The sequence below is a fragment of the Streptomyces liangshanensis genome (genome assembly GCF_011694815.1).
GTDB lineage: Bacteria > Actinomycetota > Actinomycetes > Streptomycetales > Streptomycetaceae > Streptomyces > Streptomyces liangshanensis.
In genome coordinates, this window is record NZ_CP050177.1 from 5,822,533 (window position 1) to 5,836,249 (window position 13,717).

The following is a 13,717-nucleotide window of genomic DNA, read 5'->3' on the forward strand; positions in this document are numbered from 1 at the left end:
GGGGTACGCGCCCACGCGGCCGCCCGCCCCGCCGACCCGCCCCCCGCCCTACCGCGCCGACGCCAGGAACTGGGTGGCCGCCAGCTCCCCGTACAGCGGATCCTCCGCCACCAGTTGGTCGTGCGTGCCCACCGCCCGCACCTTCCCCGCGTCCATCACCACGATCCGGTCGGCGAGCGTCACCGTGGACAGCCGGTGCGCCACCACCAGGACCGTCACCTCCCGCGCCGCCTCCGCCACGACGTCCCGCAGCGCCATCTCGTTGACCGCGTCCAGCTGCGAGGTCGCCTCGTCCAGGAGCAGCAGCCGCGGCCCCCGCAGCAGCGCCCGCGCGATCGCCACCCGCTGGCGCTCACCGCCCGACAGCTTCGACCCCCGGTGGCCGACCAGCGTCTCCAGACCCTGCGGCAGCCGCTCCACCAGCCCGTCCAGCCGCGACCGCCGGAGCACGTCCCGTATCGCCTCCTCCGAGGCGTCGGGCGCCGCGAAGACCAGATTCTCCCGGAGCGTCCCGGCCAGCACGGGCGCGTCCTGCTCGACATAGCCGATCGTGGCGCGCAGGGCGGCGAGCGGCCAGTCCCGTACGTCCGTCCCGTCGACCAGCACCCGCCCCCCGGTGGCCTCGTAGAACCGCTCGATCAGCCCGAACACCGTCGTCTTGCCCGCGCCCGAGGGACCGACGAAGGCCGTCATGCCGGGGCCCGGCACCTCGAACGAGACCCCGTGATGGACGTACGGCAGGTCCGCGCGGTACCGGAAGGTGACGTCCTCGAAGGTGACGGCGGCGGCGCCCCCGGCCCCCGCCGCCACGGGCACGGTCCCGGCGCGGTCGGCCAGTGCCTCGTCCTCGGTCTCCAGCCGCTCCGCCTGCGTGATCCGGGCGACGGCGGCCGAGCCGACCTGGTACTGCGTCACGGCGTTCACCAGGTTCGACACCGGGTCGATCAGGTAGAAGAGGAACAGCAGGAACGCGATGAGCGTCGAGACGGAGATCGCCCCCGACGCCACCCGCGCCCCGCCGATGCCGAGCACCGCCAGGAACGACACCTGCACGGCCAGCCCGACCGACGTGGACGCCACGGACTGCCACTTCGCGGACCGCACGCCGTGCCGCCACGCCTCCTGCGCCGCCGCCTCCACCACGGCGCTCTCCCGCTCCTCCGCGCCGGACGCCTTGACCGTACGGAACGCGCCGAACGCCCGCTCCAGCACGGTCGATATCAGCCCGACCGCCTCCTGGGAACGCCGGGTCGCCTCCGCGATCCTCGGCATCACCAGCGCGACGGCCCCGCCGATCAGCACGATCACGCCGAGCGTCACCCCGAGCAGCACCAGGTCCATCACGCCCATCAGGACGATCGTCGCCACGAACGCCAGCCCGCCGGTGGCGGCCGACACGATCGACTGCGTGGTCACCGCCCGCAGCAGGGTGGTGTCCGACGTGACGCGCGACATCAGGTCACCGGGCTGGGTGCGCTCCACCTCGGGCAGCCGCAGCCGCAGCAGCCGCCCGATCAGGCTCCGGCGCGCGGCGAGGACGACGGACTCGGCGGTCCGCTCCAGCAGGTACGAGGCCACGGACTGGATCAGCGAGCCGAGCAGCCAGCCCGGTGAGCAGCAGCAGGATCCCGGTGACCGACCCGTCGTCGCCGAGCCGGTCGACCAGCGCCTTCGCCGCGAGCGGCTGGGCCAGCCCGGTGCCGGCGCCGAGGAGGGACAGGAACCCGCCCAGCGCCACGACACGGCGGTGCGGGCGGAAGTGCCGGTAGAGGGCGCGCCAGGTCTCGCGGCCGGACAGGTCGGGCGGGGTGTCCACGCCGCTCTCGATTCCACTCACACCGGTGAGGACGCGGCCCGGGGGGTCCGTACCTGAGCCGGTACGGGTGCCGCGCCGACCACCCGTACCCAAACGGCCCGCCCCCGGAGACCCGCCTCAGCCGCGCACGCCACACAGATGGAGCAACGCGGCGACCCTGCGGTACGGCTCCGTCCGCCCCGCGCGGTCCTCCGCGGCCAACAGCCGCTCCAGGTCACCGTCGCCCGGCGGCGGGGTGCCGTCCGGCGCGAGGTCGGTGAAGACCCGCACCCCGTACCAGGCGTGCAGCGGCGCGGCGATCCCCGCGAGCGTCGCCGTCAGGGCGTCGAGCCGGTCCGCGCGGACCTGGAGCCCCAGCCTGTTGGTGTACGTGTCCGCCTCGAAGGCGTCCAGCGCCCCCGCCCAGTCCCCGGCGAGGCCGGGGCGCAGCGCGAGCGCGTCCGCGTTCCTCACCAGTAACGACAGCAGCCCGCCGGACGCCAGCATCCTGGCCAGCCCCGCGAGCATCGCGTCGGGCTCCTGGACGTACATCAGCACGCCGTGGCAGAGCACCACGTCGAAGCTGCCGGGCAGGAAGTGCACCCCGGTCTCCAGGCCGTCGCCCTCGATCAGCGTGACGCGCTCACGTATCCCCGCGGGCTCGTCCGCGAGCGCCGCGCGGGACGTCGCCAGCATGTCCGCGTCGGACTCCAGGCCGGTCACCGTGTGCCCGGCGCGGGCCAGCCGCAGCGCCTGCGTCCCCTGCCCCATGCCGACGTCGAGGATCCTCAGCCGCTGCCCCACGGGGTAGCGGGCCGCGATCTGTTCGTCCAGCTGTCGCGCCACCAGCTCCTGGCGGACGACGTTGCGTACCCCTCCGAGTCCGGCGAGCCAGCCCTGCGAGGCTCCCGCGAAACCGGAGACTCCGCTGCTCAGGGCCGTTGTCCGCGCTTGACCTGCGGCTTCGGCAGACGCAGGCGGCGCATCTGGAGCGTGCGCATCAGCCCGTACGCCACCGCGCCCCGCTTGGGGGTGTCGGGGAAGCGCTCCGCGAGCTGCTTCTTCAGCCGCAGCCACAGGCCGATCGAGTCGACGACGATCAGCACGATCACGCCGAGCCACAGCAGCAGCGCGATGTTCTGGAGGGAGCCGACCCGGACCATGCTCAGGACCAGGATCACCACGGCCAGCGGGAGGAAGAACTCCGCCATGCAGAACCGCGAGTCCACGTAGTCGCGGACGAAGCGGCGCACCGGGCCCTTGTCACGGGCCGGCAGGAACCGCTCGTCACCGCTGGCCAGCGCGGCGCGCTGGCGGGCCATGTCGGAGCGGCGCGCCTCGCGCTGCTGCTTCATGGCCGACTTGCGGTCGGTCGGCGTGGCGGCACGCCGCCGCTGCGACTGTGCCTCACTGCGCTTCGGGGTCGGGCGGCCCTTCGGGGCCTGCGGGTCGCGGGTCTGTGTGGAGAGGTCCGACGTCACCTGAGTGGCGGCCTTCTCTGTATTGGCGCGGCTACGGAACACAAAGCCCAAGGGTACGGGGTGTCGCGGTTGGACCCCACCCCCGCGGGGAACGATCCCGCAACAGCGGACGTCTCTACCGGTACGGACGCGGACTTTGTCCGTTCCGATCCTGTTGTACCTGGATTTCCCTCAGGGTCACCTACTCCTTGCGCCTGACCGGATCGGGGAGCAGTCGTCCTTGGGGAGGAGCGCATTCGCCTCCGAACAGTGCGGTAATAGAGACAGGGCCCGTACTGTGGGTTCTGTTGAAGTGCTGGATCTCACGTCCGTCAGAAGGGGGCGCGCGAAGCCCATGAGCGGTGTCATGAAGCGTATGGGGATGATCTTCCGCGCGAAGGCAAACAAGGCCCTTGACCGGGCCGAGGATCCGCGCGAGACCCTCGATTACTCGTACCAGAAGCAGCTCGAACTGCTCCAGAAGGTGCGCCGCGGTGTGGCCGACGTGGCCACCTCGCGCAAGCGCCTGGAGCTTCAGCTGAACCAGTTGCAGGGGCAGTCGACCAAGCTGGAGGACCAGGGCCGCAAGGCGCTGGCGCTCGGCCGCGAGGACCTGGCGCGTGAGGCGCTGTCCCGCCGCGCCGCGCTCCAGCAGCAGGTCACCGACCTGGAGACGCAGCACACCACGCTCCAGGGCGAGGAGGAGAAGCTCACGCTCGCCGCGCAGCGCCTCCAGACCAAGGTCGACGCCTTCCGTACGAAGAAGGAGACGATCAAGGCCACGTACACGGCCGCGCAGGCGCAGACCCGGATCGGGGAGGCCTTCTCGGGCATCTCCGAGGAGATGGGCGACGTCGGCATGGCGATCCAGCGGGCCGAGGACAAGACGGCCCAGCTCCAGGCCAGGGCGGGCGCGATCGACGAGCTGCTCGCGTCGGGCGCGCTGGAGGACCAGTCGGGCGTGGCGCGGGACGACATCGCGGCCGAGCTGGACCGGATCTCCGGCGGTACGGACGTGGAGCTGGAGCTCCAGCGCATGAAGGCGGAGCTGGCCGGAGGGTCGCCGCAGCAGGCGATCGAGGGCGGCAAGGGCGAGCAGCAGGACGCCCCCCGGAACACGGACAAGTTCAACAAACAGTAGGGGCTCGTCATGATCGTACGGATCATGGGGGAGGGCCAGGTGCGGTTGGCGGACAGCCACCTGGCCGAACTGAACAGGCTCGACGACGAACTGCTGGCCGAGGTCAGGGGCGGCGACGAGGACGGCTTCCGCCGTACCTTCCACGCCCTCCTGGACAAGGTCCGCGAGCTGGGCGAGGCCCTGCCGGACGACGCCCTGGAGCCGTCGGGGCTGATCCTGCCGGCGCCGGGCGCCACACTCGACGAGGTCCGCGCCCTCCTGGACGACGACGGCCTGATCCCGTCGGTGTAGGGGCCGGGCGACCAGCTCGCGACCTCCACAGCACTTCAACAACAGGTGCCCCACGCCCTGAGGCGTGGGGCACACTGCTTTGCCGCGCCGCCTCCGGCGCCTTCCGTACCCCGTACGGTGGCCGGTGTGACGACGACCCCCCTCGGTACCGCGTTCACGCGCTCCCGGTCCTGGGCCCGCGCGCACCCCCTCGCGCCCGACGTCCTCCTCGCCGGCGCCGTCCTCGTCGCCATGCTGGTGGGTTCGTTCGCCGACCCGAGCACCGGCCACAACACCCCCACCTTCGGCACCCGCAGCCCCACCGTCCCCAGCGTCCTCCTCATGGTCCTCGGCGCGGCCCTCATCGTGATGCGCCGCCGCCGGCCCCGGCCCGTCCTGCTGGGCACCTGCGCGGTCACCGCCCTGGAACTGATCACCGGCGACCCGCCGGCCCCCGTCGTGCTCAGCGCCGTCATCGCGCTCTACACCGTCGCCGCGCACACCGACCGCCCCACCACCTGGCGCGTGGGCCTCGCCACCATGACCGTCCTCACCGCCGCCGCCATGTGCTTCAGCTCCGGGCCCTGGTACGGGCAGGCGAACCTCGCGATCTTCGCCTGGAGCGGGATGGCGTCCGCGGCCGGCGACGCCGTACGCAGCCGCCGCGCCTTCATCGACGCGATACGCGAGCGCGCCGAACGGGCCGAACGCACCCGCGAGGAGGAGGCCCGCCGCCGGGTCGCCGAGGAGCGCCTGCGCATCGCCCGCGACCTGCACGACGTCGTCGCGCACCACATCGCCCTCGTCAACGTGCAGGCGGGCGTGGCCGCCCACGTCATGGACAAGCGCCCCGACCAGGCCAAGGAAGCCCTCGCCCACGTACGGGAGGCCAGCCGTTCCGCGCTCAACGAACTACGCGCCACCGTGGGGCTGCTGCGCCAGTCCGGCGACCCGGAGGCCCCCACCGAACCGGCCCCCGGGCTCGCGCACGTCGACGGACTCCTGGAGACCTTCCGCAACGCCGGCCTGCCCGTCACCTTCGTGGCCGGCGAGGGCGTCCCGCGCCTGCCCGCCGCCGTCGACCTCGCCGCGTACCGGATCATCCAGGAGGCCCTGACCAACACGCGCAAGCACGCGGGCCCCGGCGCCCGCGCCGAGGTGAGCGTCGTCAAGGTCGGCCCGACCGTCGAGGTCACCGTCCTCGACAACGGCGAGGGCACCGGCGAACCGGCCGACGGCGGCGGCCACGGCCTCCTCGGCATGCGGGAGCGGGTCACCGCGCTCGGCGGCAGCCTCACGGCGGGACCCCGCTACGGGGGCGGCTTCCGCACGCAGGCCATACTCCCCGTGAAGGGCCACGTCCCGGCGGCCACCACCACGCCGCCCGCGCGGAACCCTGCCGCACGGACCACAGACCCAGCACAGACAGCACAGACAGCACAGACCGCGCCCACCGGGGAGACCGCATGACCATCAGGGTGCTGCTCGCCGACGACCAGACACTGCTGCGCAGCGCCTTCCGCGTCCTGGTCGACTCCGAACCGGACATGGAGGTCGTCGGCGAGGCCGCAGACGGCGCCGAGGCCGTCGCCCTCGCGCGCGAACTGCGCGCCGACGTCGTCCTGATGGACATCCGCATGCCCGGTACGGACGGCCTCGCCGCCACCCGCATGATCAGCGCCGACCCCGAACTCGCCGGGGTGCACGTGGTGATGCTCACGACGTTCGAGGTCGACGAGTACGTGGTCCAGTCGCTGCGCGCCGGCGCCTCCGGCTTCCTCGGCAAGGGCGCGGAGCCCGACGAGCTGCTCAACGCGATCCGCATCGCCGCCGCCGGCGAGGCGCTGCTCTCGCCCCTCGCGACCAAGGGCCTGATCGCCACCTTCCTCGCCCAGGGCGGCAGTTCGGTCGACGACCGGGACGCGGCGGCCTACTCCGAGCGCCTCGGCGCGCTCACCGTGCGCGAGCGCGAGGTCCTGGTCCTCGTCGCGGGCGGCCACTCCAACGACGAGATCGCCGAGCGCCTCGCGGTGAGCCCGCTGACCGTCAAGACCCATGTGAACCGCGCGATGGCGAAGCTCGGCGCCCGCGACCGCGCCCAATTGGTGGTAATCGCGTACGAATCGGGCCTGGTACGTCCACGGGTGGAGTGACGTCCGGCCGCCGCGTACTCCAGACGCGGTATGCGGCGCGTAAGGAAATGGACCTACGGCCTACGCGTCGGCCCCGGCGATGGCAGATCGTAGAGGAGGACGATCGGCGCCGTGCCCGCACGGTGTGTCCGTCCCCGCAGACCTCCCCGCCCGGGCCCGGCGCCCACCCTCGGGCCCCGCGCCCACCTTGCCGTGCACACCACAGAAGAGAGACCCCATGTCCTGGCTGTCCAGATTCAGCCTCGCGCAACGGGCCCTGATAGGGCTGATGTCGATCATCGCGATCGTCTTCGGCGCGATCGCGATCCCTCAGCTCAAGCAGCAGCTTCTGCCGTCCATCGAACTGCCGATCGTCTCCGTGCTCGCCCCCTACCAGGGCGCCTCCCCCGACGTGGTGGAGAAGCAGGTCGTCGAGCCGCTGGAGAACTCCCTCAAGGCCGTCGACGGCATCAGCGGTGTCACCTCCACGGCCAGTGAGGGCAACGCCGTCGTCATGGCGAGCTTCGACTTCGGCAGCGAGAACACCAAGCAGCTCGTCGCCGACGTCCAGCAGGCCGTGAACCGGGCCCGCAGTCAACTGCCCGACACCGTCGACCCCCAGGTCGTGGCCGGCTCGACGGACGACATCCCGACCGTCGTCCTCGCCGTCACCTCCGACAAGGACCAGCAGGCGCTGGCCGACCAGCTCGACCGCTCGGTCGTCCCCGTCCTGGAGGACATCGACGGCGTCGGCCAGGTCACCGTCGACGGCGTGCGGGACCTCCAGGTCTCCGTCACCCCCGACCCCAAGAAGCTCGCCGCGGCCGGCCTGAGCGACCAGGCGCTCGCCGACGCCCTCAGGACCGGGGGCGCGACCGTCCCCGCCGGTTCCTTCGAGGAGGGCGGCAAGAGCCGCACCGTGCAGGTCGGCGGCGGCTACTCCTCGCTGAAGCAGATCGAGGACCTGCGGATCGCCCCCCAGCCCGCCCCCGGCGGCGCCGGCGCGGGCAAGCCCGCCAAGCCCGTACGCCTCGGTGACCTCGCCACCGTCGCGCAGAAGCCGTCCACCGCGGTCTCCCTGGCGCGTACCAACGGCAAGCCCAGCCTCGCGATCGCGATCACCATGGACAAGGACGGCAGCGCCGTCGCCATCTCCGACGCCGTCAAGGACAAGCTGCCGGACCTGCGCGCGGACCTCGGCTCGGGCGCCCAGCTCACCGTCGCCAGCGACCAGGGCCCCGCCGTCTCCAAGTCGATCTCCGGACTGACCACGGAAGGCGCGCTCGGCCTGCTCTTCGCGGTCATCGTGATCCTGGTCTTCCTGGGCTCGCTGCGCTCCACCCTGGTCACCGCGATCTCCATCCCGCTCTCCGTCGTCCTGGCGCTGATCGTCCTGTGGACGCGCGACCTCTCGCTCAACGTCCTCACCCTCGGCGCCCTGACCATCGCGATCGGCCGCGTCGTCGACGACTCGATCGTGGTGCTGGAGAACATCAAGCGGCACCTGGGCTACGGCGAGGAGCGCTACAGCGCCATCACCGTCGCGGTCAAGGAGGTCGCGGGCGCGGTCACCTCGTCCACCCTCACCACCGTCGCCGTGTTCCTGCCGATCGGCCTGGTCGGCGGCATCGTCGGCGAGCTGTTCGGCTCGTTCTCGCTCACCGTGACCGCGGCCCTGCTGGCCTCGCTGCTCGTCTCGCTGACCGTCGTACCGGTCTTCTCCTACTGGTTCCTGCGCCCGCCGAAGGAGTCCGTCGGCGTCGAACCCGCCGAGGCGCGCCGCCTGGCGGAGGAGAAGGAGAACAAGAGCCGGCTCCAGCGCTTCTACGTGCCGGTGCTGCGCTTCGCCACCCGCAAGCGCCTCACCAGCGTGGGCATCGCGGCCGTGGTGCTCCTCGCCACGTTCGGCATGGCGCCGCTGCTCAAGACCAACTTCTTCGACCAGGGCGACCAGGAAGTCATCTCCCTCAAGCAGGAGCTGCCGGCCGGCACCGGCCTCACCGCGGCCGACGCCGCGGCGAAGAAGGTCGAGAAGGTCCTCGCGGGCATCGACACGATCAAGGACTACCAGGTCACGGTCGGCTCGTCCGGCTTCCTGGCGGCCTTCGGCGGCGGTACGGGCGCCAACCAGGCCTCGTACAACATCACGCTCAAGGACGCCTCGACGTACGAGAAGACCACGGACCGGATCGAGAAGGACCTCGCCGGGGTCTCCGGCATCGGCGACACCACGGTCTCCGCGGGCGGCGGCTTCGGCAGCCAGGACCTGAGCGTCGTGGTGAAGGCCTCCGACGCGGACGTCCTCGACAAGGCCGCGGCGCAGGTACGGGACGCCGTCGCGAAGCTCGACGACGTCACCGACGTCCAGAGCGACCTGGCGCAGAGCGTGCCGCGCATCTCGGTCAAGGCGACGCCCAAGGCGGCGGACGCGGGTTACAACGACGCGACCCTCGGCGCGGCGGTCGGCCAGGCCGTGCGCGGCACCCAGGCCGGCACGGCGATCCTGGACGACACCGAACGCGACATCGTCGTCACCCCGGCCTCCCCGGCCGTGACGATCGCGCAGCTCAAGAACCTCCAGCTGAACGGGGTCAAGCTCGGCCAGATCGCCGACGTGGCGCTCGTGCCGGGCCCGGTCTCGATGACCCGGATCGACGGCGCCCGCGCCGCGACGATCACGGCCAGGCCGACCGGCGACAACACCGGCGCGGTCAGCGCCTCGCTCCAGACGAAGATCAACGAGCTGGACCTGCCGGCCGGGGCGACCGCCTCCATCGGCGGGGTCTCCGAGGACCAGGACGACGCGTTCGTCAACCTGGGGCTCGCCATGCTGGCGGCCGTCGCGATCGTCTTCATGCTGCTGGTCGGCACCTTCCGGTCGCTGATCCAGCCGCTGATCCTGCTGGTCTCCATCCCGTTCGCGGCGACCGGCGCGCTCGGCCTGCTGATCGTGACGGGGACCCCGCTGGGGGTCCCGGCGATGATCGGGATGCTGATGCTGATCGGCATCGTGGTGACCAACGCGATCGTGCTGATCGACCTGATCAACCAGTACCGCAAGCAGGGGCTCGGCGTGGTCGAGGCCGTGGTCGAGGGCGGCCGTCACCGGCTCCGCCCGATCCTGATGACCGCCCTGGCGACGATCTTCGCCCTGCTGCCGATGGCCCTCGGGGTCACCGGCGAGGGCGGCTTCATCGCCCAGCCGCTGGCGGTCGTGGTGATCGGCGGCCTGATCTCGTCGACGGTCCTGACCCTGCTGCTCGTACCGACGCTGTACGCGATGGTCGAGCTGCGCAAGGAGCGGCGCGCGGCCAAGAAGGCGGCGAAGCGGGACGCGAAGGCGGGACCCGCCCCGTCGGAGCCCTCGGCCCAGGAGCCCGCGAAGGTCTGACGGGCACCACAGCAGCACACCACCGCCCCCGGAGCAGGACGCTCCGGGGGCGGTGTCATGCGTACGAGGGACCCGCGGCCCCTACGGCAGCGACAGCATCCGCTCCAGCGCCAGCCGGGAGAAGTCCGCCGTCTCCTTGTCGACCTGGATCCGGTTGACCTCGTTGCCCTCCGCCAGCGACTCCAGGGTCCACACCAGGTGCGGCAGGTCGATGCGGTTCATGGTGGAGCAGAAGCAGACCGTGCGGTCGAGGAAGACGATCTCCTTGTCCTCCGCGGCGAAACGGTTCGCCAGCCGCTGGACCAGGTTCAGCTCCGTACCGATCGCCCATTTCGAGCCGGCCGGGGCCTCCTCCAGCGCCTTGATGATGTACTCGGTCGACCCCACCTGGTCGGCGGCGGAGACGACCTCGTGCTTGCACTCCGGGTGCACCAGGACGTTCACCCCGGGGATCCGCTCCCGTACGTCCCGCACGGACTCGACCGAGAACCGCCCGTGCACCGAGCAGTGGCCGCGCCACAGGATCATCTTCGCGTCCCGCAGCTCCTGGGTGGTCAGGCCGCCGTTCGGCTTGTGCGGGTTGTAGAGGACGCAGTCCTCCAGGGACAGCCCCAGGTCCCGGACGGCGGTGTTGCGCCCCAGGTGCTGGTCCGGCAGGAAGAGGACCTTCTCCCCCTGCTCGAAGGCCCAGTTCAGCGCGCGCTCGGCGTTCGAGGACGTGCAGATCGTGCCGCCGTGCCTGCCGGTGAAGGCCTTGATGTCGGCCGACGAGTTCATGTACGAGACGGGCACCACCTGCTCGGCGATCCCGGCCTCGGTCAGGACGTCCCAGCACTCCGCGACCTGTTCGGCCGTCGCCATGTCGGCCATGGAGCAGCCCGCGGCCAGGTCGGGCAGCACGACCTTCTGGCCCGGGCCGGTGAGGATGTCCGCCGACTCGGCCATGAAGTGCACACCGCAGAAGACGATGTACTCCGCCTCGGGGCGCGCGGCGGCGTCCCTGGCGAGTTTGAAGGAGTCCCCGGTGACGTCGGCGAACTGGATGACCTCGTCGCGCTGGTAGTGGTGGCCGAGGACGAACACCTTGTCCCCGAGCTTCTCCTTCGCCGCGCGGGCGCGCTCCACCAGGTCCGGGTCGGACGGGGAGGGCAGGTCGCCGGGACACTCCACACCCCGCTCGCTGCGCGGGTCGGCCTGGCGGCCGAGCAGCAGCAGGGCGAGGGGACTCGGCTGGACGGCGAGGTCCTGCTGGGGTTGGGCGGTGGTCACGTCACGCACCCTTTCTTCTCTTCGAACACGCCTTTTCGTCTATTTGACGTTATCTATCATAACCGGTTCATGTCACTTTGACGATGGCGATAGCGTCGATGTGACGCATTCCCGTTCGGGAATCCCGCGAAGGCTCCCGCTCCCGTTCGGCGGGCCCGTGTGCGAGCATGAAGAAGGGAAATGACACACGCCAGGGTCCGGAATGAATCCGAGGCCGCGCCGGTTGCAGTGTCGGCAAGCAGTCCGTACCAACCCGGGAGAGAAGCAGATGTCCGTATCGGACGACACCAAAACCGTGAGCGACGGCATCCTCCTGTCCGAGGCCGCCGCGGGCAAGGTCAAGGCCCTGCTGGACCAGGAAGGCCGGGACGACCTCGCGCTGCGCGTGGCTGTCCAGCCCGGTGGCTGCTCGGGCCTCCGCTACCAGCTCTTCTTCGACGAGCGCTCGCTCGACGGGGACGTCGTCAAGGACTTCGGCGGCGTCAAGGTCGTCACGGACCGGATGAGCGCCCCGTACCTGGGCGGCGCCTCCATCGACTTCGTGGACACCATCGAGAAGCAGGGCTTCACGATCGACAACCCGAACGCGTCGGGCTCCTGCGCCTGCGGCGACTCCTTCAGCTAGTACGGCCGGTCCGGCCCACCGGACCAGCACGGAAAGGCGGCGGCCCCCACGGGACCGCCGCCTTTCGCGTGCTCGGGATCGCCCGGCCCGTACGAGCCTCAGCCGCGTGGCACCGACGCCCCGGTGGTCGCGTTGACCACGCCCCGCTCCCGGAGCGGCGCCTTGAGCGTCACCGACGCCGTCTGCTCCTTCGCCATCGAGACGCACACCCGGTCCGGGTCGGGATCCGCCTGGTACACGGTCACCTTCACGTCCCGGCCCCCCTCCTCGGCACGGGCCGCGTACGAGCCGCACACACCGGCCCAGAAGCGCATGGTCAGCGTCGTTCCGTCGGAGGTGTACGAGATCACCGGCCGGATCGTGCCGCCACCCCCGTCGCCTTCCACCGCACCGGGCCCCACCGCGCCGGTCCCGCCGCCACCGGGCGCCTCCCTGTGCGGCGGCAGGGAAGGCGCGGGCGGGGCCTCGACGAACTTCGGCGCCACCGCCGTACGCGTCACCGTGTACGGCTCCGCGCCGCCGCCCGGCGCCACCCGGAACAGCCAGGCGGGCACCAGCGCCGGCTTGCCGCCCTCGGCCTCCAGGGCGAGCCCGAAGACCGCCCGGTCGACCACCAGCGGCTCCGGGGCGGTCGGAGCCGTACCCGGCTCGCACGGAGCGGCCGGCTTCGCCTCGCCCCCGCCCTTCAGCGGCTCCGCCGTCGCGCAGCCGCCGATCCCGGACGACGGCGTGCCGGCCGCCGCGCGGTTCAGCTCCGCCAGCGCCTCGTCCGCGCCGACCACCGGATAGTCCCGCGCCCGCTCCGGGGCCTTGAGCTGCCCGCTGCCGCCCGTCACCGTGCCGTCCGCGCCGACCTGGATCCCGGTCGACCAGCCGTACGTGGGCAGCCCGCCGACCACCGGATCCGCGTTCACCACCCGGACCGCGCCCATGACCTGCCGCGCGTCCAGCTTCGCGTCGTCCTGGCCCAGCGCCTCGATCACCGGCGCGGCCGCCTTCCTCGCCGCGGCCTCGCTCACCGCGGGGCCCTCGCCGGAGGCGATGTCCCCGCTCGGGCAGCTCTTGCCCTTCAGGCAGTTGTCGCCGCCCGGCGACGGGCCGAAGCGCGCGAACGTCCACGTCCCCGGCGCCTGCTTCTCCACCCGCAGCAGCGGCCCGGAACCGTCCTGGTCCGTGCCCACCTCCCAGGCCGTCCCGTCCGCGCGCGGGGCGCCCGGCACCCCGAGGGCCGCCGCCAGCCGCGCGACCTCGGCCGCCGAGACCGTGCCGGACGTCCGGTAGACGGGCGCCGAGTCCGGTCCCTCGGGCAGCTCACCCCCAGCGCGGTACGTCACCCCGTTCGGGTCCGGCTCGCCCGGCGCGATGCCGGGGGGCGGCGCGGACGGGTCCGCGGCCCGGGCCGCGCTGTCCAGCACCAGGGGCGGGGGATCACCCACCGTGCGCGCGCCGTCCCCGCCACCGCTCCCCGGGGTGGCGCCGGCGAGGTACAGGCCGCCGCCCCCGGCGATCAGTACCGCCACCACCGTCGCGAGGGCCAGCGGGGAACGCCGCCGGCGCGGGCTGTCGGGATCGGTGCTCCGACCGGGCTCCGTACTCGTCACCGCTTCGCTCCTTCGACCGCGTCCTGTCCCCCG

The 13,717-nt window shown here is 72.2% G+C and carries 10 protein-coding genes and 1 pseudogene; 6 read left to right on the forward strand and 5 right to left on the reverse strand.

Going from position 1 to position 13,717, the window contains the following annotated elements:
* Nucleotides 1–48: 48 nt before the first annotated feature.
* From HA039_RS25250 to HA039_RS25260, 3 genes and pseudogenes are all read right to left on the reverse strand, one after another.
* Nucleotides 49–1,837 (reverse strand): annotated as a pseudogene (locus HA039_RS25250) (ABC transporter ATP-binding protein).
* Nucleotides 1,838–1,933: 96 nt separating this feature from the next.
* Nucleotides 1,934–2,641 (reverse strand): class I SAM-dependent methyltransferase, encoded by a 708-nt coding sequence (locus HA039_RS25255; protein ID WP_167033654.1) that lies wholly within the window; start codon nucleotides 2,639–2,641, stop codon nucleotides 1,934–1,936.
* A gap of 86 nt (nucleotides 2,642–2,727) precedes the next feature.
* Nucleotides 2,728–3,318, reverse strand: coding sequence for a DUF3043 domain-containing protein (locus tag HA039_RS25260; protein WP_167033655.1), 591 nt, complete (start codon nucleotides 3,316–3,318; stop codon nucleotides 2,728–2,730).
* Nucleotides 3,319–3,610: 292 nt separating this feature from the next.
* Here HA039_RS25260 and HA039_RS25265 point away from each other — a divergent pair, with 292 nt between their 5' ends.
* From HA039_RS25265 to HA039_RS25285, 5 genes are all read left to right on the forward strand, one after another.
* Nucleotides 3,611–4,396 carry a PspA/IM30 family protein gene (locus tag HA039_RS25265; protein ID WP_167033656.1) on the forward strand — a complete coding sequence of 262 codons (786 nt, stop codon included), beginning with the start codon at nucleotides 3,611–3,613 and terminating at the stop codon, nucleotides 4,394–4,396.
* Nucleotides 4,397–4,405: 9 nt separating this feature from the next.
* Nucleotides 4,406–4,687 carry a PspA-associated protein PspAA gene (pspAA, locus tag HA039_RS25270; protein ID WP_167033657.1) on the forward strand — a complete coding sequence of 94 codons (282 nt, stop codon included), beginning with the start codon at nucleotides 4,406–4,408 and terminating at the stop codon, nucleotides 4,685–4,687.
* 117 nt (nucleotides 4,688–4,804) lie between these two features.
* Nucleotides 4,805–6,136 (forward strand): sensor histidine kinase, encoded by a 1,332-nt coding sequence (locus HA039_RS25275; RefSeq protein WP_167033658.1) that lies wholly within the window; start codon nucleotides 4,805–4,807, stop codon nucleotides 6,134–6,136.
* Entirely contained in the window at nucleotides 6,133–6,819 is a 687-nt protein-coding gene (locus tag HA039_RS25280; RefSeq protein WP_167033659.1) for a response regulator, read from the forward strand. Before HA039_RS25275 ends, HA039_RS25280 begins: the two co-directional genes overlap by 4 nt.
* A 217-nt stretch (nucleotides 6,820–7,036) precedes the next feature.
* Nucleotides 7,037–10,189: an efflux RND transporter permease subunit gene (locus HA039_RS25285; protein ID WP_167033660.1), complete on the forward strand. Its 3,153-nt coding sequence runs from the start codon at nucleotides 7,037–7,039 to the stop codon at nucleotides 10,187–10,189.
* A gap of 81 nt (nucleotides 10,190–10,270) precedes the next feature.
* Here HA039_RS25285 and nadA read toward each other — a convergent pair whose 3' ends face one another.
* A complete protein-coding gene (nadA, locus tag HA039_RS25290) occupies nucleotides 10,271–11,467 on the reverse strand; it encodes a quinolinate synthase NadA (protein WP_208298711.1) in 1,197 nt (398 codons plus the stop codon).
* Between the two features lie 259 nt (nucleotides 11,468–11,726).
* Here nadA and HA039_RS25295 point away from each other — a divergent pair, with 259 nt between their 5' ends.
* Nucleotides 11,727–12,083: a HesB/IscA family protein gene (locus HA039_RS25295; RefSeq protein WP_167033662.1), complete on the forward strand. Its 357-nt coding sequence runs from the start codon at nucleotides 11,727–11,729 to the stop codon at nucleotides 12,081–12,083.
* A gap of 98 nt (nucleotides 12,084–12,181) precedes the next feature.
* On the opposite strand, the gene HA039_RS25300 is transcribed toward HA039_RS25295, so the two are convergent.
* Nucleotides 12,182–13,684, reverse strand: a complete 1,503-nt coding sequence (locus HA039_RS25300) for a hypothetical protein (protein WP_167033663.1) — start codon at nucleotides 13,682–13,684, stop codon at nucleotides 12,182–12,184.
* Nucleotides 13,685–13,717: the final 33 nt, after the last annotated feature.